The 19,681-nt window shown below is 41.0% G+C and carries 20 protein-coding genes; 12 read left to right on the top strand and 8 right to left on the bottom strand.

Going from position 1 to position 19,681, the window contains the following annotated elements; translation table 11 throughout:
- The first annotated feature begins 76 nt into the window (after positions 1-76).
- Both rnc and RMY63_RS28180 read left to right on the top strand, forming a co-directional pair.
- A complete protein-coding gene (rnc, locus tag RMY63_RS28175; RefSeq protein ID WP_322731861.1) occupies positions 77-796 on the top strand; it encodes a ribonuclease III in 720 nt (239 codons plus the stop codon).
- A gap of 276 nt (positions 797-1,072) precedes the next feature.
- On the top strand, positions 1,073-2,146 hold the full coding sequence (locus tag RMY63_RS28180) for a Gfo/Idh/MocA family oxidoreductase (protein ID WP_322731862.1): 1,074 nt from the start codon (positions 1,073-1,075) through the stop codon (positions 2,144-2,146).
- A 173-nt stretch (positions 2,147-2,319) separates the two neighbouring features.
- On the opposite strand, the gene RMY63_RS28185 is transcribed toward RMY63_RS28180, so the two are convergent.
- The gene (locus RMY63_RS28185) at positions 2,320-4,449 is read right to left on the bottom strand and encodes an ATP-binding protein (RefSeq protein WP_322731863.1); all 2,130 of its coding nucleotides are present in this window, start codon (positions 4,447-4,449) and stop codon (positions 2,320-2,322) included.
- 299 nt (positions 4,450-4,748) lie between these two features.
- Here RMY63_RS28185 and RMY63_RS28190 point away from each other — a divergent pair, with 299 nt between their 5' ends.
- The 3 genes from RMY63_RS28190 (at position 4,749) to RMY63_RS28200 (ending at position 7,345) form a co-directional block, all read left to right on the top strand.
- Entirely contained in the window at positions 4,749-5,489 is a 741-nt protein-coding gene (locus RMY63_RS28190; RefSeq protein ID WP_322731864.1) for a RibD family protein, read from the top strand.
- Between the two features lie 190 nt (positions 5,490-5,679).
- Positions 5,680-6,861 (top strand): GNAT family N-acetyltransferase, encoded by a 1,182-nt coding sequence (locus RMY63_RS28195; protein ID WP_322731865.1) that lies wholly within the window; start codon positions 5,680-5,682, stop codon positions 6,859-6,861.
- Between the two features lie 100 nt (positions 6,862-6,961).
- The gene (locus RMY63_RS28200; protein WP_322731866.1) at positions 6,962-7,345 is read left to right on the top strand and encodes a DUF4346 domain-containing protein; all 384 of its coding nucleotides are present in this window, start codon (positions 6,962-6,964) and stop codon (positions 7,343-7,345) included.
- Positions 7,346-7,442: 97 nt separating this feature from the next.
- Here the strand turns inward: RMY63_RS28200 and psb32 are convergent, their stop codons facing one another.
- Positions 7,443-8,180 carry a photosystem II repair protein Psb32 gene (psb32, locus tag RMY63_RS28205; RefSeq protein ID WP_322731867.1) on the bottom strand — a complete coding sequence of 246 codons (738 nt, stop codon included), beginning with the start codon at positions 8,178-8,180 and terminating at the stop codon, positions 7,443-7,445.
- 496 nt (positions 8,181-8,676) lie between these two features.
- Between psb32 and surE the strand changes: the two genes are divergently transcribed.
- From surE to RMY63_RS28230, 5 genes are all read left to right on the top strand, one after another.
- A complete protein-coding gene (gene surE, locus RMY63_RS28210; RefSeq protein ID WP_322731868.1) occupies positions 8,677-9,357 on the top strand; it encodes a 5'/3'-nucleotidase SurE in 681 nt (226 codons plus the stop codon).
- Positions 9,358-9,539: 182 nt separating this feature from the next.
- Entirely contained in the window at positions 9,540-10,163 is a 624-nt protein-coding gene (locus RMY63_RS28215) for a hypothetical protein (protein ID WP_322731869.1), read from the top strand.
- An 87-nt stretch (positions 10,164-10,250) separates the two neighbouring features.
- Positions 10,251-10,904, top strand: coding sequence for a PAP/fibrillin family protein (locus tag RMY63_RS28220; protein WP_322731870.1), 654 nt, complete (start codon positions 10,251-10,253; stop codon positions 10,902-10,904).
- 75 nt (positions 10,905-10,979) lie between these two features.
- A complete protein-coding gene (locus RMY63_RS28225) occupies positions 10,980-11,138 on the top strand; it encodes a hypothetical protein (RefSeq protein WP_322731871.1) in 159 nt (52 codons plus the stop codon).
- Between the two features lie 112 nt (positions 11,139-11,250).
- A complete protein-coding gene (locus RMY63_RS28230; RefSeq protein WP_322731872.1) occupies positions 11,251-11,538 on the top strand; it encodes a hypothetical protein in 288 nt (95 codons plus the stop codon).
- A gap of 13 nt (positions 11,539-11,551) precedes the next feature.
- Here RMY63_RS28230 and pstB read toward each other — a convergent pair whose 3' ends face one another.
- The 5 genes from pstB to RMY63_RS28255 form a co-directional block, all read right to left on the bottom strand.
- On the bottom strand, positions 11,552-12,331 hold the full coding sequence (gene pstB, locus RMY63_RS28235) for a phosphate ABC transporter ATP-binding protein PstB (RefSeq protein ID WP_322731873.1): 780 nt from the start codon (positions 12,329-12,331) through the stop codon (positions 11,552-11,554).
- A gap of 37 nt (positions 12,332-12,368) precedes the next feature.
- Complete coding sequence (gene pstA, locus RMY63_RS28240; protein ID WP_322731874.1) at positions 12,369-13,250, bottom strand: phosphate ABC transporter permease PstA; 882 nt, start codon at positions 13,248-13,250, stop codon at positions 12,369-12,371.
- Positions 13,251-13,439: 189 nt separating this feature from the next.
- On the bottom strand, positions 13,440-14,417 hold the full coding sequence (pstC, locus tag RMY63_RS28245; protein ID WP_322731875.1) for a phosphate ABC transporter permease subunit PstC: 978 nt from the start codon (positions 14,415-14,417) through the stop codon (positions 13,440-13,442).
- 224 nt (positions 14,418-14,641) lie between these two features.
- A complete protein-coding gene (gene pstS / locus RMY63_RS28250) occupies positions 14,642-15,685 on the bottom strand; it encodes a phosphate ABC transporter substrate-binding protein PstS (protein WP_322731876.1) in 1,044 nt (347 codons plus the stop codon).
- A gap of 251 nt (positions 15,686-15,936) precedes the next feature.
- Positions 15,937-16,890, bottom strand: coding sequence for a stage II sporulation protein M (locus RMY63_RS28255; protein ID WP_322731877.1), 954 nt, complete (start codon positions 16,888-16,890; stop codon positions 15,937-15,939).
- A gap of 80 nt (positions 16,891-16,970) precedes the next feature.
- Here RMY63_RS28255 and RMY63_RS28260 point away from each other — a divergent pair, with 80 nt between their 5' ends.
- Both RMY63_RS28260 and RMY63_RS28265 read left to right on the top strand, forming a co-directional pair.
- Complete coding sequence (locus tag RMY63_RS28260) at positions 16,971-17,816, top strand: hypothetical protein (RefSeq protein ID WP_322731878.1); 846 nt, start codon at positions 16,971-16,973, stop codon at positions 17,814-17,816.
- A gap of 45 nt (positions 17,817-17,861) precedes the next feature.
- Positions 17,862-18,656: an RDD family protein gene (locus RMY63_RS28265; protein ID WP_322731879.1), complete on the top strand. Its 795-nt coding sequence runs from the start codon at positions 17,862-17,864 to the stop codon at positions 18,654-18,656.
- 53 nt (positions 18,657-18,709) lie between these two features.
- Here the strand turns inward: RMY63_RS28265 and RMY63_RS28270 are convergent, their stop codons facing one another.
- Complete coding sequence (locus RMY63_RS28270; protein ID WP_322731880.1) at positions 18,710-19,498, bottom strand: DUF1868 domain-containing protein; 789 nt, start codon at positions 19,496-19,498, stop codon at positions 18,710-18,712.
- Between the last annotated feature and the right edge of the window lie 183 nt (positions 19,499-19,681).

Raw genomic sequence — 19,681 nt, forward strand, 5'->3', positions numbered from 1 at the left:
CTCCCCCTGCTCCCCCTGCTCCCCCTGCTCCCCCTGCTCCCCCTGCTCCCCCTGCCCCCCTTCCCCTTATCACGTAATGCCCCTCGCTTATCCACGCCGTCAGCGGCAACTCGAAAGTTTAGTCCAAAAATTTGGTTTGTCGCTAGAAGCACCTATAAAGTGGGAACTGCTGGATTTAGCGCTCACTCATCCCACTGTTTCTGATTCGGCAAATTATGAACAGCTGGAGTTTGTTGGCGATGCAGTGGTGCGGTTAGTATCAGCTGTTGTGTTATGGGAAAATTATCCCGATTGTCCGGTGGGGGATTTTGCGGCAATTCGTTCGGTATTGGTGAGCGATCGCATCCTTGCCCAATTGGCCAGAGTTTATGGTTTGGAGTTATACTTACTAGTCGCTGGCAGTGCTACCGCTGATAAAGTTGGTCTAGAGTCACGGCTGGCAGATGCTTTTGAAGCAGTTTTGGGTGCGCTTTACTTAAGTACTCAAAATCTGGAATTGATTCGCTCTTGGCTAGATCCCCACTTTCACCAACTAGCAACAGAAATTCGCCTCGATCCTGCCAGACTAAATTACAAAGCTGCTCTCCAAGAATGGACTCAGGCGCAATTTAAAGTTTTACCAGAGTATCGGGTTGTGGAAGTCACTCAACCGCATCGCAATCAAGAACGTTTCATGGCTGAAGTGTGGCTGCACGGAAACAAACTAGGAGTTGGTAAGGGACGCTCAATCAAAACCGCAGAACAAGCCGCAGCTAAAGTAGCTTTTTTAGCAATTCCTAAACCGCAAATACCCTGAGTGTAACAGACAGCTAATTAGCTGATAATCAGTTGATTGTCATTAGTCATTTGTTCATTGTCTTTCAATACTTCTCGGTTAGCGCAATTAGTCGTTGCAGATCCCCCCAACCTCCCTTAAAAAGGGGGGCTTCTAACCCTCTTTTACCCCCTTTTTAAGGGGGTCGCCGTAGGCGGGGGGATCTGAATTTAGGACGACTCAACCTTTATCCGAGAAGTATTGCCTTGTCTTCTGTATACAAATGACTAATGACTAATAACTAATGACAAATGACAAATGACAAATAAAATTAATATTGCTGTAATCGGAGTTGGGCGTTGGGGAGTGCATTTGCTGCGGAATTTTTTAGCACATCCCCAAGTAGATGTAGTTGCTGTAGTAGACCCCCATCCAGAACGATTAGCGGTGGTAAAGCAGCAGTTTGACTTAGATAAAAATGTATTATTAACAACCCAGTGGGAAGATTTAAAAAAAGTACTAGGGTTGACAGGAGTGGCGATCGCAACTCCAGCTATCACCCACTATGCTTTAATTAAAGACGCTCTCCAACAGGGATACCATGTTTTGGCTGAAAAACCCCTAACTCTCAATCCAGCAGAATGTCGGGAACTTTGCCAGTTAGCAGAACAGCGTCATTTAATACTGATGGTTGACCACACCTATTTATTTCACCCAGCAGTTGAGCAAGGGCAAACTGTAGTACAAGCAGGTAAATTAGGTGATTTACGCTATGGCTACGCGACGCGCACTCATTTAGGGCCTGTCCGCCAAGATGTTGATGCACTGTGGGACTTAGCCATTCACGATATTGCTATCTTTAACGCTTGGCTGGGTCAAATTCCTGTGCAAGTACAAGCAACGGGTACAGTGTGGCTACAAGGAGCAGGGGAGCAGGGAAGCGGGGGAGCAGAGGGTAAGAAAGAGACAGATTCTCCTCTGCCTCAAGGTTTGGCTGATTTAGTATGGGTAACACTGACATACCCAGATGGCTTTCAAGTTTATATTCATTTGTGCTGGCTGAATCCTGATAAACAGCGACGGCTGGGGATTGTAGGTAGCCTTGGTAGTTTGATTTTTGATGAAATGTCGCGATTGTCACCTCTAACCCTACTACATGGTGAGTTTGAACAGCAGGGCAATCAATTTATTCCTGTGAATCAAAGACAGATAGCGCTGGAATTAGAGCCAGGGGAACCATTGCAACGGGTTTGCTCCACTTTTGTTGTCTCTGTTATAAACACTACTCCCTCAGAGGTTTCGTCTGGCTGGGTAGGCACACAGTTAGTAGAAATTCTTGCTGCTCTAACAGTATCTCTTGGCCAAGGCGGTAAACCTATTTTTCTTAAGTAGCTGCGTAAATCTTACCCCACCTTAACCCTCCCTTATAAAGGCTACAGTGTACACACAAGTCCTCCGCCTATTAGTTATAATTTCCGCATCTGTGCAAAAACCTGAAAACTCTTTCTCTCCCTGCCCCCTGCTCCCTTGCAGTCTTAATGATAAGTCTTTCACCGGACACGATATTACCTCTTGAAAGTCCCATTCGCACAAACCCCTCCTTTTGGAAGACTTACCAAAATAGTTTGCAAGGGCGAAAGTCGAATCTCGCAAGTCTCATTTCCAAATAGCAACTGGGACTTCGGGAACTTTTCTTTGTCTACCTCTATTTTCACAGACTTGTTGATCCCCAAAGAGGAACTTCCTACAGACTCCTGTAGGCTGGGATAGCGGCTTGCCTTTACTGGCTCATTCCCAGAGGAGAATCCCAGATCCCCCACATTTGCTTCTTTATTTGAAACAGCTAACAGCGAGATATCAATCAAAGGTAAAGTAATTTTCAGTGTCGTACCTTGATGAAGTCCCGCACTCTCAAGAGTAATGCTACCTCCCATGAGTTCGATTAAGTTTCGTGAAATCGCTAGTCCCAGTCCAGTACCTTCAAACTGACGTGTCGTAGTGCCATTCACCATTACAAAGGGGCGAAATAGTTTGTGCTGTTGAGTCGGATCGATACCTATACCTGTATCTTTGACAGCTACTACCACCTGAGATTTACCACTACTAGATTGAATTTCTGTAGTAATGGTGATGCTTCCGGTATCGGTGAACTTGGTGGCGTTGCCGATAACATTAATCAGCACTTGCTTTAGTTTTGCCGCGTCTGCCTTAATTGGGATCGCTTGGGGAGCTAACTCACATTTCAATTGCAAGCCCTTTTGTTGGACATTAACTGATTGTAAATTAATTACCTCTAACAATAGTTGTCGGAGGTCAATTGGCGTGGATACAACTGAAAGCTTACCTGCTTCGATTTTAGAAATGTCGAGTAAATCATTAATAATACCTAGCAAGTGAATCGTTGTTTCATCAGCACGTTTGAGAAACTCCATTTCTTCTTCCCGGTCATCACATAAACCCTCTTCAACCAGGCGAATACAGTTAATAATAATATTTAATGGGTTTCTCAATTCATGGGAAGTTGTAGCTAAAAACTGACTTTTAATTTGGTTAGCACTTTTTGCTTCTTTCCAAGCTATTTCTAGTTCTTCCGATCCAGCTTTCAACCGTTCTACCATTTGGTCTAATGCTTGGGCCAGTTGATTGAATTCCCGAATTTGAAAATTGTGCGGAACTGGTTGTGCAGCATGGTGAGAGTGAATATTGAGAGCATAGTCTCGCAATTCTTCTACAGGACGGGCCAAGTAAGGAGCTAAATATAGAGATGCTAACAAACTTGCACCAATCAAACCAACTGTCAAAACGATAAGAATTAATTTGATTTCCTCTAAACCAAAAAGCGCATTATCGACGCTAGTAACAGCTAAAACTATCCATTTTTGCTGCTGCTGTTGAGCGAGTGGATTTGGAATTGCTGTATAGCCAGCAACTAATTCTTTTCCTTCGATAAAAGAGAAATTTATCGAATCGTTTTGTCCCGTAATTGCATTTTTAATTATGCTTTTAATTTGGGAAGCATGAGGGTGCTGATTAATATTAGTTCCCACCCAATCTGTGAATGGGTGTGCCAAAATTGTGCCATCTTCAGCAATCACTACCATAGCGCCCGTGAGCGATCCCGGCGGATTTATGGTTTGTTGGTACAATGCAGACTGAATACTTAAGCTGTAAATTGAATTTCTTCGGCTATCGGAGACTGGTGCAGATACAACTACTTGCAATTGATTTTGTGTATTTCTTTTTCCAGTCATTCCTGCCTTTGGCGGGAAGATTGCTTTGACATCAATTCCAGCACTAGGTAAAGGTAATCTCAATTCGCTAATTTTTCGATCCCCACAGCTACTAGCAATTAGCTTGTGGTTTAGGAGATTTGTTAATTGGATGCACTCAATACTAGCTGGAAGTTGTTGCCTTAACTGCGTGAGAATTTCTTGCTCTTGTATAGGTGAATCCGACGGAATCACCGTTGTTTTGCTTACACTCTGCAAATTAGCTTTTAAGATTGCGATCGCATCTCCAATTCTCTCCCCTTTACTGATGGCGCTTTCTGTTAAATTTTGCCGTGCCGTTCCCAATATACTAGAACGTGCCTTATTCAAGGCAACAATTTCGCCTACAAGTAAAACTGGAACAAACAGCAGCAATATTCTCGTTACTAAAATTCGACGAAAGGAAGATTGGCGGGAATTAGTCATCGAGTGTCTCACTTTGCACCTGCAATCTACAACACCAAAGATATGCAATTAGACCAGCTAGATGAGACATTTTATTAAATGATCAGAATTTTATTTTCAATGTTTAAAAATAACAAATTGCTATAATTCAAAAAGAAACGTGGTATACCAAAACTCGTATATGCTAGATGTAAAAGCGATTTATGTTGCATATCAATACAGTAGAGTGGGGAAATTATAAAACAGTAGCTTGCAGGTATGGTTTTGTTTGAGAATCTATATCCGACTAAAGAAAATATTAAAACTATCAAATCAATTTAATGTTGCAACATCGTCCTCATACTACAGTTGTTTTAGCAATGAGTGCAGATGGCAAGATAGCAGATTTTAAGCGATCGCCTGCTCGGTTTGGCTCAAGGGTTGATAAAGCACACTTAGAAAAACAAATTGCTGCCTCTGATGCCGTTTTGTTCGGTGCTGGGACTCTGGACGCTTATGGAACAACACTTACTGTAACCGATCCAACTCTAGTGCAACTTCGGGCGCAAGGAGGGAAGCCTCGGCAACCAGTTCATATAGTGATTACAAACTCTGCAAACCTTAATCCGGAAATTCGCTTTTTTAAGCAACCAGTTAGACGCTGGCTACTCACCACAACAGCAGGAGAATTTTCGTGGAAAGAACGCTTACAGACGTTTCACTCAACTCTGGAAATCGGAGTACAAGAGTATCCTCCAGAATTTGAGCAGATTCTGGTTTTTGAAACACCAACGCGAGAAATTGACATTCTCGCAGCCTTGAAGCAACTAGCCACTCTACATATAACACGCTTGGCGGTCTTGGGTGGAGGTGAATTAGTAGCTTCCTTGCTGGAACTAGATTTAATTGATGAATTATGGCTAACTGTCTGTCCACTGATTTTAGGTGGTAATACTGCACCCACACCTGTAGAAGGGAAAGGATTTTTACCTGATTTGGCTCCCAAGTTACAACTCATAGAAGTTCATACAGTTGAGCAAGAAGTGTTTTTGCATTATCGCCTGCAACGACCGGCAGATTAGATTACGCTAAGTTAAGTTATTGGGTTTTGGGGATGGGGCATTGGGCATTGGGCAAAAGAGGCACAAGAGGCAGAGGTGCACAGGGGCAGAGGGGTAAAACTTACTGCAACTTCTCCCCTGCTCCCCTGCTCCCCTGCTCCCCTGCTCCCCTGCTCCCCACTCCCCACTCCCTACTCCCTACTTCCCTAAGATGGTGGAACAACTTAAGCCTCGCTATTCTGTCGTTTGGACGAACAAAATCGCTGAAGTACCTCAAAATGCCTGGAATGCTTTGGCAATGCCACTCAAAACGCCATTTTTAGAATGGGAGTGGCTGAATAATCTCGAAACTTCCCAGAGTGTTACGGCTAAAACTGGTTGGTTGCCAAATCACTTGACACTGTGGCGAAATAAAACGCTGATTGCTGCTGCACCACTCTATCTTAAAGGACATAGTTCTGGTGAATTTGTTTTCGATCACCAATGGGCAGAGTTAGCCGATCGCATCGGAATTCAATATTACCCAAAATTGCTGGGAATGACACCATTTACTCCTGCTGAAGGTTATCGATTCTTAATCGCCCCAGGAGAAGATGAGGATGAAATCACAGCGCTGATGGTGCATGAAATTGACACTTTTTGCTCCAAAAATCGGATTTCTGGGTGTCATTTTCTCTACGTCGATCCCCAATGGCGTCCGATGCTGGAACGACATGGCTTTACAACTTGGCTGCACCACAGCTACATTTGGGAAAATGCTGGCTTTAAAACTTTTGATGATTACTTGAAGGTGTTTAACGCCAATCAGCGCCGCAATATCAAGCGGGAACGCAAAGCTGTGGAAAAAGCAGGTTTACGATTACAACCACTAGCTGGGGATCAAATTCCTCAGTCTTTGTTTCCCTTGATGCACCAATTTTATGCTGACACCTGTGATAAGTTTGGCTGGTGGGGTAGCAAGTATCTCACCCGGAGGTTTTTTGAGCAGCTACACACCGATTATCGCCATCGAGTCTTGTTTGTTGGTGCATATAGCGAGGAAGATAATTCTCATCCTTTAGGAATGTCCTTTTGTTTATTTAAAGGTGACAAACTCTATGGACGCTATTGGGGGAGTTTTCAAGAAATAGATTGCTTACATTTTGATGCTTGTTATTATGCACCGATTGAATGGGCGATCGCTAACAGCATCCAAATTTTTGACCCTGGCGCGGGTGGGCGACACAAAAAACGGCGCGGTTTCCCTGCTATGCCCAATCATAGTCTGCATCGCTTTTACAATAATCGTTTAGGACAAATTTTACGTCCCTATATTAAGGAAGTGAATCAACTCGAACAGCAGCAGATTGAGGCAATTAATGCAGAGTTGCCATTTAGTAACCGAGATTCTTAAAAGTTTGCCAAGGCAGAGGGTTAATTAACAGTGAACAACGAATTACACTTGATATAGAGTGTAAAAACCCTCAAGAAAAAATTTCCTTTTTATAATGCTTATGGATTTAATAGTTGAAGATTTAGCCGCAATTGATGATAAACTTTCCCAGCGTCATATTGACCTCGATCCCGGTGGATATTTCATTATTTACTTGGATCGAGACGCAGGGTTAATTTATGCCAAGCATTTTACAAATGTGATTGACGATCGCGGTTTAGCTGTCGATCCTGAAACGGGAAAGGTTATTCCAGCGCGAGAAAAGGTAGAACGAACTCATACAACAGTTTTTAGCGCCAGAACGGCAAAAGAACTTTGCGTGAAGATTTTTGAAGAAACTCAGCCCTCTCCTGTAACTCAATTAGATCATGCAGCTTATCTGGGTCGAGAATTTGTCCGGGCTGAGGTAGCTTTAGTTACAGGGCAAGAGTATGTTCAAGATTAAAGTTAGGAGTGAGGAGTTAAAAGTTAAGAGTTAGAAATTCATAACTCCTAACTCCTAACTCCTAACTCCACTCCTAACTCCACTCCTAACTCCGCCATTACCCATTAGATGAAGGCTGATTTATCTGATAGATATAGTAAGTTGCCATTGGGATAACGGTGGCAGCAATTAACAATCCTACTACCCAAGCAGTAGCGTTGCCTTGGTTGGTTTCTTCTGCTTTCTTGAAAGTGCCTCCAACCTGCACATTGTCAGTTATTTGGGGTGGCCCTGGATCGGCTTTGCCAGAGAGAACGGCGACAAGGCGATCGCTTGCATCGAGAAATGCCTGATTGTATTTGTCACCATTGCGTAACGGCACACTTACTGTTTCAGTAGCTACACTCTCGGCAATAGAGTCAGTAAGCGTTGGCTTGACTTGATCCCCAGTAATAATGGCGGTACCATTGGTAACTGTATCAAGAACCAATAAAGTTTGATTAGCTTGGGCTGCTTTTGTCGGAAACCATTTTTCAAAAAGTTCTTTAGAAAAGCTTTCTGGTGTTTCGCCGTAGTCGAGTCGGCGAACAGTAACAATTCTGACTTCCTTATCTGTTTGCTTTGCCAAATCTTTAAAAGCGCTGCTAATCTTGCCTTCATTCAAACGGCTGATGACTTCACCTTGATCCAAAACCCAGGTGTCATTCCCCGCTGTCAGGCTGGGTATTTGATACACACCTGTGGCTAAAGCAGGTGTAGCAAACAGCGAAGTTGCGAAAATAACCGTCACCAAAGGTAGAATTAGCCGAATGAGGTGTTTTTGACTGCTAAAAACTTGTTTGAGGAGCTGTTTCATCGTGTGATCCCTAAGACAGACTTGCACCAAAAATACTACAGAACCACTGCAAAAATCACCTCGTTCCCGATTTTCTTCAGTGTAAAATTTCTGATATTCCCAGCAAATATGTATATTGTACGGGATTTTTGATTACACAAACTTGTTCTGAAGGCGGTTGCAAGCATTAAACTAACACTAACCCCCTTACTAGTTACAAGAAATACCGCCCATTTTGGGAATTAACCCAAATGCTTAGGGCGGAATTTGCAAACCATCTAGAAATCATATCGCACGATTGATATTTTTTGCAGAATAAAGCATATTTTTTCATATAGACAAGTAGCTTTTCTTGCCATACTCATTAGATATCTGAGAGAAAAGATTGTAAATACGTGGCACTGCAACGTCTCTACAAGAGTTCTGGATAATGCATACTTAATTTATAGAGATGTCTATGTGATAGTTGATCTCTGCATTTTTTTTGAAATTTTAGCTAAATCAATATCATATGTACATGACTATACTTTTAACTAACGACGATGGCATTGATGCCCCCGGTATCCAAGCGTTGCTCAAAGCTGTAAACGGCAAAAATTCTATTATCGCTGCTCCTGCCGATCATCAGTCTGGCTGTGGACATCAAGTTACTACGACTCGTGCTATCAACCTCCAGCGACGTTCTGAGACTGAGTATGCGATCGCAGGTACTCCCGCTGATTGTGTAAGAATTGCAATAACACAAATTTCTGCAAATGTCAAATTTGTACTTTCAGGTATCAATGCTGGGGGTAACTTGGGAGTCGATGCCTACATTTCTGGCACAGTTGCTGCCGTGCGGGAAGCCGCGATGCACGGTATTCCCGGAGTTGCCATTTCCCACTATCGTAAAGCCAAGCAGAATTTTGATTGGGATCTGGCCGCTAAATTCACAGCTGAAGTTTTAGCGGATTTACTCAAGCGTCCCCTAGAACCAGGAAGCTTCTGGAACGTGAATCTGCCGCATCTGCAACCAGGAGAACCACATCCTGAGATGGTGTTTTGCCAAGCCTGTACCAAACCTTTGCCCGTGAACTATCGAATTGAAGGCGATAATTTTTATTATATAGGAGAATATAGCAAACGCGATCGCACTCCTGGCAGCGATGTAGATGTATGTTTTTCCGGCAATATCGCCGTCACCCAGTTAAGAGTTTGATATCAGCCATCAGTTACTAGTTAACTGCTACCACCTTTTAGTGGATATTGAGGAGAGCTTGTAAGGCTATTAATTAATCTTATGGCTATTGTTGGTGCGATCGCGATCGAAATTTTCAAGGATTTGAAATCTGGTAAAGTTTCAGTGGTACTGAACACTAATTTCAAAAAAAGCAGAAATATATGCAGTTTCTCAAAATTCTTCTTGTTGCTCTCGTGTTGATAGTGAACCTGCTAACTGCTCAACCCTCTTGGGCAGGCAAGGATTTTACTAAGGGGGCTGACTATGCTGAGGTAACTCAGGCGCTCAATCAACTTCTCACTGTCAAGAATACACCTGAGCAGGCGGGCTATACACCAGAGCAGTTTCAGCAGCGACTGGCACAATTACAGTTTCAGAAAAATGTCATAGAAACAGCTAGAAAACGAGCGCAGTGCCGTAATGAAACTGGAAAGACTTTGGCTGTCTATGCCAATAAACCAAAAAAATCTCCAACCCAACTCTACTTTCTGGGCGCAGGAAAAATCACCGATGATGATTGGGATTGCGATGGCATTTACTTACCCGCAGGTTCTCAAGTAGTTTTAGGCCCAAATACTCAACCACAAGAACTGACTCAACCAATCGCCGTTAAATTTGTTGATGGTACACAGTCTCTTGCTAGAACCAATCCAGCCACTGGTGCAATTGAATTGAATGTTGAACCTGCCAAAGTATTCAAGGCGGGTGAGAGTAGCTGGTTGCTCCCCACTTATTCTCAAGCAGATATCGATACGCAAATTCCCACCCCACAACTCATTGACTAATCTCATCTAGATAATTCAACTTTTATGTACTTATCGCATAAAAGTTGAACTCAAAAAATAGGATATATAAAGGAAAATCTTTAACCATTGAATAATCAACTTTTAATTAAGGAAAAATTACAAGCAAAGCTTGAGAATATTCAAACTAAGAGTGATGGCTCTCCCATTACCGATTTGCAGTTAGACAAAACCTTAGCCGCAGAAATTGAACAACTAACGACGGAATTGGAGAGTGTCAATCCCAATCTCAATCCTCTTCTTTATGCTACTTCTTTGCTAGAAGGAGCTTGGCAACTGCAATACTCTACAGCCAAAGAGATACGTTCTTTAGCTTCTCTTCCATTGGGATTAAAGCTGGGTAAAGTTTATCAAGTGATTGATGTTGCAAATAAATTGTTTTTCAATCTAGCTAAAGTTCAGCATCCTCTGGGGCTGGTATCGGGATATGTGAAAGTGACAGCTAGCTTTGAGCCAGCTAAAGAAGATTTAGAGCCTATAGCGAACAAACGTATCAACGTCTATTTTGATAAACGCTATCTATCGATTGAGAAGATTTTTAGCATTAATACTCCCCAACTTAACCCATTTAAGGTCGTCCCAGCTAATAATCCTACTAGCAGAACTGCCACACTGGATATTACTTACTTAGATGAAACCTTAAGAATTGGACGTGGAGGAGATGGAAGTTTATTTATTCTTAGCAAATCCGATAATTTATCTGACTTCACCTCCGAAATTTGAGATTAATCGCGCCTCTGAATGAATATGACTTTCTCAATCATGTATCTTTTCAGCAAAGTAAAACCAGGCTCTGCGATGGTAGAGCTTAAAACATTAAATTTAAAGGTAAATCATGGTATAGAAGGAGATATTAACGCCGCTCCTATAAGTCCCAGGCAAGTTTTAATTGTTAGGTATGAAGATATTGTCGAGAGTCTCATCCTTTTATTGCTGATTTGCGATCGCAAGGATTAATTCGTCCTAATATCATAGGTTTAGGGTTAGATACAGATAACCACGGTGCTTTATATACAGCAGACAATCGAGTTTCGGCGTTACTTTGTTATTTACTCCTTTATTTGCAGCAGTGCCTGCTTTCGCGACAGCTCCTGCATTGATTATGGTGGGTTTTTTGATGATGAGTAGCGTCCAAAAGATTAATTGGAATGAGCCAGCAGAAGCAATTGCTGCGTTCCTAATTCTTCTAATTATGCCCCTGACTTACTCGATTGCAGAGGCATTGGCAATTGGTTTCATTATTTATCCTTTGATTAAAGTTTTCCAAGGACTGGCTTATCAAGTGAATAAAACTGTATATTTTTTAGCAGCTATCTCTGTGTTTCACTTCGTACTAAAGAGTAATGTACTGGTGTAGGTTCCTTAAAGTATTAACCGAAACGCCCAGAAATGTAGTCGCGGGTGCGGGGGTCTAATGGGTTGTTAAAGATTTGCTCTGTAGCGCCAAATTCAACCATTTGACCAATCCGACTTTCATCGGTGCTAAAGAAAGCCGTAAAATCAGAAACGCGAGCGGCTTGCTGCATATTATGGGTGACGATCGCAATTGTCAACTCAGACTGCAAACTATGGAGTAGTTCTTCTACTTTCATGGTAGCGATGGGGTCAAGAGCCGAGCAAGGCTCATCCATCAGCAGAACTTTCGGCTTGACTGCTAAAGCACGGGCAATACATAATCTTTGTTGTTGACCACCAGAAAGCCCTAAAGCTGATTTATCCAGCTTATCTTTGACTTCATCCCAAAGAGCAGCGCTGTGAAGTGCAGATTCGACAATTTCATCTAATTCTAATTTTGAATACCTGCCTGCTATTCTCATCCCGTAGGCAACATTTTCGTAAATGCTGATCCCAAAAGGATTTGGTTTTTGGAACACCATACCAATTTGGCGGCGTAACCGATTGATGTTGACACGAGGATCGTAAATATTCTGACCAAAAAATTCCACATCTCCTTCAACTTTGACAGGCCCTTCTAATTCGCTAATGCGATTAAGAATTTTGATAAAGGTAGATTTACCACAACCACTAGGGCCAATAATTGCGGTTACTTGGTTCTGATAAATATTTATTGACACCTTTTCAATAGCTTTTGTTGTGCCATAGTAAAAGCTGATATTTTTAACTTTGATAGCTGGAATTAGGTTACTCATGCTTTCCCAAGGTACGAAATAAAACAAAAATTTATTTTTACTTAATTCTTCTTTGTCTAATAACTAAGCGAGAAAGAATACTGACACATAAAATTAAACCTAGTAGAACTATAGAAGTAGTCCACACTAATTGGCTTCTTTGTGGGTCGGGGTCGTTGTAAAGGTTAAAAATCAATACTGGTAAAGAAGCTGTGGGACTTAACAATCCTTCTGACCAATCTAAACTAAATAAAGCGGTAAAAATTAAGGGTGCTGTTTCACCAGCTGCACGAGCTACACCTAATAAAATCCCTGTGGTAATTCCGGGGATTGCAGTAGTTACAACGATGCGAAAAGTAGTTTGGAAGCGAGTTCCACCTAAAGCAGCAGAGGCGAGGCGTTGAGATGTGGGGATCAGTTTTAAGGATTCTTCTGTTGTCAGTATAATTACAGGTAGCATAATTACAGCTAAAGCAAAACCACCTGCGATCGCACTAAATCCTTTAGTTACTAAAACTATCACACCATAAGCAAATACGCCGACAACAATTGAAGGCACGCCTGTAAGAATATTAGTGACAAAACGAACAATACTAGAAACTGGATTAGTTTGACTAAATTCTGCTAAGAAAATTCCTGTCACGATCCCTGTGGGAATGCTTAAAATAGCACCAATTACTACCATGATTATGGTTCCCAAGATGGCATTGCCAAAGCCATTATCAATAACTGCTTTGACAAACATTTCTGATTTGAGTCCAGAGATTCCCCGAATGAAAATTTCCCACAAAATTGATAATAAAGGAATGAGTACTAGACCTGTAAGACCAAAGGCGATCGCATTCATTGCATAGGTAAATATTACTCGTTCTGTTGGCAAAGGACTGCATAATTCTCTTGCCAGAGATTCATCAGTTTCTGATTGAATGTAACCACTCATATTTTTTATAATTTTTGATTTATAAACGTCTTATTACATTGAAATATTTGTATTAAAGTAGTATTTATAGGGTGTGTTAGCGTTTTGCGTAACGCACCATTCTTAAGGATTCGGTGCGTTACGCTATCGCTAACGCACCCTACGTATCTACGTATCTTTTCAAAAATCAAATAGTAGTCCTATATAGTGTTATTTATTTTTCCTGCTAACCCACTTCACTAAGATGACAGCGCCAATATTTACAACTAGAGTCAACCCAAACAAAATTAATCCCAAATAGCTTAAAGCACCTATATGCAATCCCGGTTCAGCTTCGGCAAATTCATTAGCTAATACAGAGGGAATTGTATAACCTGGATCGAGTAAAGAAGCGCTGATTTGAGCAGAGTTACCAATCACCATAGTTACAGCCATTGTTTCACCCAAAGCGCGTCCCAAAGCAAGCATTGCTGCACTCACTATTCCAGAAAATCCAGATGGTAACAAGACTCGAAAAATTGTTTCCCAACGGGTTCCACCTAAAGCCATAGATGCACTACGTAATTCTTTAGGGATAGCCATTAAGACATCACGACTAATTGCTGCCATTGTGGGCAAAATCATGATGGCCAGAATAACTCCAGCAGTCAACATATTAGTCCCAGAAGGATCTTCTGTATTAAATAGTGGTATCCATTTAAAAGTGCTGGCTAACCACTTTTGTAAAGGTTCCAGAACTGGAATAAAGACAAAAATCGCCCATAAACCAATAATTACACTGGGAATTGCGGCAATTAATTCAACAACAAATGCTAGGGTGGTTAGTACTGATGTAGGTAAAAAATTTTCACTCGTGACTAAGGCTACCGCTATTCCCACTGGGACAGCGAATAAAATAGCGATCGCACTACTTACCAAAGTTCCATAAATATAGGGTAATGCACCAAAAATCTGATTACCTGTATCCCAATCTTGTCCCCACAAAAACCCCATTCCAAACTGCTTAATGGCTGGTAGAGCTTCGTGTAAAATTACCCAACTCATTAACAATAGCACTGCAACCGTAATCACAGCAAAAAAGTATACTAGCCGTGTAAAACCTTGGTCAAACCAGAAATTTGTGCCGCTGGTAGTAGTTAGATTGAAATTTTCATCGCCTAGATTTGAATCATCTGATAAATTTGCCATTACAAATCAATAAAATAGTTTTTTCTTACTAGTAGAGCTAGTTATTAACTCAGTCTGTCATTAGTCATTTGTCCTTTGTTATTTGTAATTACAAAGGACAAATGACCAAGGACGACCATAACAAAAATTTTCACAATCTCATTTAGGATTGCTATATTCAAAGCACCCTTCCCTTTTTAAGGGAATAGAGGGATCTCTTGTGCGTAATTTCTAAAAATTGCAAATTAAGGCTTGACAGAGCTATTCACTGTCTGAAGCACTCGATTTGCTACATCAGATGGAATTTTGGTGTAGTTAAGGTCATCGTTATACTGTTGACCGTCTTTTAATACCCAATTAATCCATTTTTTGATTGCATCAGCTTTAGCAGCATTAGCATACTGTTTGTAAACCATTATCCAAGTAAGACCGACAATGGGATAACCTTGTCCTGGATCTCCTACAAAAACACGGTAGTTGTTTGGGAAAGTGACGGTTGATAAAGCCGCATTTGCAGATTCTAAAGAAGGAGCAACAAATTCTCCCTTCTTATTTTGTACCAATGCTGATTTCAGATTGTTTTTGACAGCGTAGCTATATTCTACATAACCTATAGAACCAGGAGTCCGAGCTACTATAGCAGCTACACCTGGATTCCCTTTGCCTTTAAGGACATTTGGCAAATTCCATTTGGGAGCAGTGTTAGTTCCAACTCTGCCTTTAAAATAACCGCTGATGGCACTCAAATGATTCGTAAAAATGAAAGTTGTACCGCTACCATCAGCACGAACAGCAAATTTAATTGTTTGATTTGGTAGATTAGCACCTGGATTATCAGCTTTAATTTTTGCGTCATTCCATTTGGTAATTTGACCTGAATAAATTGCTGGTAGTGTAGCGCGGGATAATTTGAGATCGTTAACGCCTGGAAGATTGTAAACAACAGAAACAGCACCGCCTGCTGTGGGTACTAAGATTGCACCATTCTTGACTTTAGCGATTTCATCATCTTTCATTGCAGCATCACTACCACCAAAGTCAACGGTTCCGGCGATGACTTGACGAATACCGCCACCACTACCAATTGCTTGGTAGTTAATTTTCAAGTCTGGATATTTCTTCTTCACTTCACGAGCATAGCGTTCGTAAAGCGGAGCCGGAAAAGTTGCTCCTGCACCATTGAGAGTTTCAGCTTGTGCGATCGCACCAAAAAATGGACTAAGTGCAACAGAAGTTGTCACCATTGAAGTAGCAACGACACGATTCAATATGGCGGTCGAAAAAATCATATTACCTCTGATTTAAGGAATATTTTACTGCTGTAATTCCAGTCTTAAATAGGCTACATTTTTTATGGTTAAACCTTATTTAACAAGTGATAAGCAAGAAATTAAGATATGATTAAATTTTAATATAAAGCATTTTAATTATTAATTTTAATTGACTCAATTAGTTAGCAAAAATATACTAATAAAAGTTTTAAGCTTAATTTAAATAATTAAAACTTAGTAAACCATGCAATCTAAATATCAAAATTGTTTCATGTTTTCTTGCGGTTACAATACATTACCAAAAGTATAAATAATCCTATTCCTGCTAAATATTTAATCGGCTCAGGTATGCTGGGATTAGGTGAAAAGAATCCTTCGATCGCACCAGCAATAATCAACATTGGTACAATCCCAAATACTAGCTGCACTGCTTGATAACCATAGAATTTCAGTGCATCCCCACGGCGATATTTACCAGGAAATAAAATTGCTCTTGCTAATAAAAATCCTGCACCCCCAGCAAAAAATATCGCGGGTAATTCCAAAGAACCATGCGGAAACACAAAGGCCCAAAAGGGATAAGCCAGATTATTTTGGGCAACTAAAGTACCAACAGCACCAATTAATAAACCATTAAATATCATCAAATAGCCTGTGTATGCTCCAGCCGTTATACCACCAGCGACAGCCCCAAAAGACACCGACAAATTATTGATTGCGATCCCGCTAGATGCTAAAGGTTCAACACCGACAATTGAACCCATCCATAATTTATGCTCATCTCGCACCTTGGTAATCAAGCTTTCAGGTACAATCAAAGGCATAAAGCTGGGGTTTTGCCAGGAATACCACCAAGCCACTAGTGCGCCTAGTAAAAACAGCGCTGTTGCCGCAGCAATGTATACAAATGCTTTCTGGACTACAGATGGTAATCCCCAACGATAAAATTCTAGGATTGCCTGCCATTCTTGTCGCCGCGAACCTTGGTAAATCTGCGTGTAAGCACGAGTTGTTAAAGATTGTAAACTTTGGATCAAAGTATTGCCGATTTGCTGAGTGCGGGCACGTGCCAAATCTGCCGCTACAGAACGATATAAACTCGCTAACTCTCTAATTTCTGCTGCTCGTAGGGACTTTAACCCTTTTTTTTCTATCTGCCTTAGTAGGGCATCCAAACGCTGCCAATTTGGTTCTCGTCGCGCAATCCAACGTTGAATATTCATGAATTTTGGGAACACTCAGTTTAACTTAGCTTAAGATAGCCTCAAATTCATCTCCGTAATTTCAAGGGAAATTTACCATTATGTCTGAAAATTTTGGATCTTCCGGCCAGATACAACCACTGAGTATCGGTAACGTTGTCAGTGCTGCGGTACGGTTGTATCGTTCTCATTTGAAGACTTATCTTAATCTAGCTGCGATCGCGCACTTATGGATTCTAATTCCTGTGTATGGTTGGGCAAAATATGCAGCCATCTCTGGACTCATCTCACGCTTGGCTTTTGGAGAATTAATTTACCAGCCTGAAGGTGTTCAAACTGCCAGCAGCCATATTAATCCACGTCTTTGGTCATTTTTAAGAGTTGGTTTGCAAGTAGGTATATCTTTACTGGTAATTTATCTTGGATTAGCGATCGTGGGCGGTGTACTAGCTGGCTTGATCGGAGTAGCATTAGGAGGGATATTAGGTACTTCAGGCATTATAGTCATAACCACATTGGCAATAATTGTAACGGCAGGCATTATATTATTAGGACTAACCTGGTTTTATTCCCGTTGGATAGTAGCTGAAGTGCCCTTAGCAGTTGAGGAAAATATCAATGGTGGCGAAAGTGTTGCCAGAAGTTGGGAGCTAACTAAAGCCTCAGTATTTCGCATTCAAGGCATTGTTTTAGTTGCTTTTATCGTTACAATGCCGTTGGTGTTTGTATTAAACTATATACCTAGCTTATTTCTAATCAGGCTTGAGCCTGGTACTGCTATCTACTCGATTGTCAATGTTATTTCTGTAATTGGAAGTTTGATCGGTGGAGTTTTAGTCATGCCATTCTGGCAAGCACTAAAAGCTGTTTTATACTTGGACTTGCGTAGTCGGCGTGAAGGTTTAGGTTTACAATTACGAGAACCTCCCTCGCAAGATTTTCGTTAACCCAACACCTTAATCCAACTCTATTAATTTTGAATTAGTTAAAATATGCGCTTTTTTAATCGCATCACATTCCAGACTCCAGAAAGTGTAGAGTTGGAATTCACTCTAGCGGGAATCGGTAATCGAGCTTTGGCACTCCTGATTGACTATACAGTGTTGGGTGTAACTTTACTTCTGTTTGTTCTTACTTGGAGTGTCTTCTCGACACAACTGTTAAGTTTCGTTGAATACTTTTTTACCAAATTACCAAGTTTAGATATTTGGTTGTTAGCAATTTTCTTCATTATCACCTTTGCAATTTATATCGGCTATTTTGTATTTTTTGAAACCTTATGGTTTGGGCAAACTCCTGGTAAACGGTTTGCTAAAATTCGCGTAGTTCGAGATGATGGTAGACTCATCGGGTTACAACAAGCAACGCTACGTGCTTTACTGCGGCCCTTTGATGAAACTTTATTTGTTGGTGCTTTTTTAATTATGTTGGGTAGCCGCGAAAAGCGCTTAGGTGATTTGGCTGCTGGCACAATTGTCATTCAAGCACAAACACCGACTGCATCTGGAAGATTGACAATTTCAGAACAGGCAAAAGGACTTCATGAACAGTTAATCGAAATTGCTGATTTATCGCAACTGATGCCAGATGATTTTGCTGTGATTCGCGAGTATTTACAGCGACGTGGTGCAATGTCGTTAAAGGCAAGAGCTTCACTATCTCTAAAGCTAGCCGAGCAAGTTAAAGCTATTATTAATTTAGAAAAATTGCCAGAAGCTGTTATGCCTGATGTTTTTTTAGAAGCAATTTACCTCGGTTATCAACAACCGAAATTTGAGGCTAATTAATAATGAGTAGTCAGTAGTCAGTGAGTGCAAATTACTGACTACTAAATAATTACTTAAAAATCTAAAATTGGCCAGTCTGGTTCACGATAATAGCGTGTCATGTTGTCAAACTTTCGTAATTCAACACGATCAATCAAAAATTCTGGCAAATTTAACAGCCATTGTTCATTCAATTGAGAAAGCATAGTGCTGAAGCTTATGCGGTCTAGGTCAGATGGAACCTCCCCAAAATAGGCTAATGTAATATGGGCCGTGAAGTGATAATGCTGCTCAATACCCAAGGCAATTAACTTGGGATTTTGATAAATTGTTCGGCGAAATTGAATAATTTCCTCGTAACAGCGTTCATCTTGGGGAACTAAACAAATGGCTACAGCTCTTGGCATCAGTATTAGTCCCAGCATTTGCCATTTAATTGGATGACTCCTGTTTGTCATCAATTGTTGATATTTTTGAAATATTTCAGCTAAACAAGAGTGTAACTCCTCGTCAAAATGAGGATTTTTTTCGTAGGCATCAAGGTAGGCATTGTCCCAAATTAAATCCGCTAAAGTTAGATGGAAGCTAGCAGGAGGTACAGGTACAATCAAATTACGGTTTACAGGCAACTGCAAAAGTTCCTGTTGATAAGTCTGTAATTTGGCATAGAAAGCAGAGTTGTATGATTCTTCTTCTGCCGGCGGGGTAATTAGCGTATAGCCAGGAAAGGACGCTGCTTGTCTCAACCCAGAATATGGCTGAAATTTAGAAGATTCCTGAATATGCTGCGCTTGGGATCTATAGGCTTCTGGCAGAGTCAGTCGTGCTAACCGATTTAAGTAAGTTTGATAGTTATCGTCCAATCTTCATAGCCTCACGCTCTCACTTGATAGATTTTAGGGAAAATTACCTTGATTAACAAAATGATTTCAAAAGTATTTAATTTTTGGGAGTGGGAAGTGGGGAGTGGGGAGATAGGGGGACAAGGGGACAAGGGGGTAAACAAAACTCCTAACTCTTAACTCTTAACTCAGCACTCAGCACGG

Source organism: Nostoc sp. ChiQUE01b (genome assembly GCF_034531255.1).
Classification (GTDB): Bacteria; Cyanobacteriota; Cyanobacteriia; order Cyanobacteriales; family Nostocaceae; genus Nostoc.

Excerpts from the sequence above, each read along its gene's own strand:
- rnc (WP_322731861.1), top strand. The coding sequence starts at position 77 with ATGCCCCTCGCTTATCCACGCCGTCAGCGGCAACTCGAAAGTTTAGTC.
- pstA (WP_322731874.1), bottom strand. The coding sequence starts at position 13,250 with ATGAGTGGTTACATTCAATCAGAAACTGATGAATCTCTGGCAAGAGAA.
- RMY63_RS28265 (WP_322731879.1), top strand. The coding sequence starts at position 17,862 with ATGCGCTTTTTTAATCGCATCACATTCCAGACTCCAGAAAGTGTAGAG.
- RMY63_RS28190 (WP_322731864.1), top strand. The coding sequence starts at position 4,749 with ATGTTGCAACATCGTCCTCATACTACAGTTGTTTTAGCAATGAGTGCA.
- RMY63_RS28225 (WP_322731871.1), top strand. The coding sequence starts at position 10,980 with ATGGTAGAGCTTAAAACATTAAATTTAAAGGTAAATCATGGTATAGAA.
- pstC (WP_322731875.1), bottom strand. The coding sequence starts at position 14,417 with ATGGCAAATTTATCAGATGATTCAAATCTAGGCGATGAAAATTTCAAT.
- RMY63_RS28195 (WP_322731865.1), top strand. The coding sequence starts at position 5,680 with ATGGTGGAACAACTTAAGCCTCGCTATTCTGTCGTTTGGACGAACAAA.
- RMY63_RS28260 (WP_322731878.1), top strand. The coding sequence starts at position 16,971 with ATGTCTGAAAATTTTGGATCTTCCGGCCAGATACAACCACTGAGTATC.
- surE (WP_322731868.1), top strand. The coding sequence starts at position 8,677 with ATGACTATACTTTTAACTAACGACGATGGCATTGATGCCCCCGGTATC.
- RMY63_RS28200 (WP_322731866.1), top strand. The coding sequence starts at position 6,962 with ATGGATTTAATAGTTGAAGATTTAGCCGCAATTGATGATAAACTTTCC.
- RMY63_RS28255 (WP_322731877.1), bottom strand. The coding sequence starts at position 16,890 with ATGAATATTCAACGTTGGATTGCGCGACGAGAACCAAATTGGCAGCGT.
- RMY63_RS28180 (WP_322731862.1), top strand. The coding sequence starts at position 1,073 with ATGACAAATAAAATTAATATTGCTGTAATCGGAGTTGGGCGTTGGGGA.
- RMY63_RS28185 (WP_322731863.1), bottom strand. The coding sequence starts at position 4,449 with ATGACTAATTCCCGCCAATCTTCCTTTCGTCGAATTTTAGTAACGAGA.
- pstB (WP_322731873.1), bottom strand. The coding sequence starts at position 12,331 with ATGAGTAACCTAATTCCAGCTATCAAAGTTAAAAATATCAGCTTTTAC.
- pstS (WP_322731876.1), bottom strand. The coding sequence starts at position 15,685 with ATGATTTTTTCGACCGCCATATTGAATCGTGTCGTTGCTACTTCAATG.
- RMY63_RS28215 (WP_322731869.1), top strand. The coding sequence starts at position 9,540 with ATGCAGTTTCTCAAAATTCTTCTTGTTGCTCTCGTGTTGATAGTGAAC.
- psb32 (WP_322731867.1), bottom strand. The coding sequence starts at position 8,180 with ATGAAACAGCTCCTCAAACAAGTTTTTAGCAGTCAAAAACACCTCATT.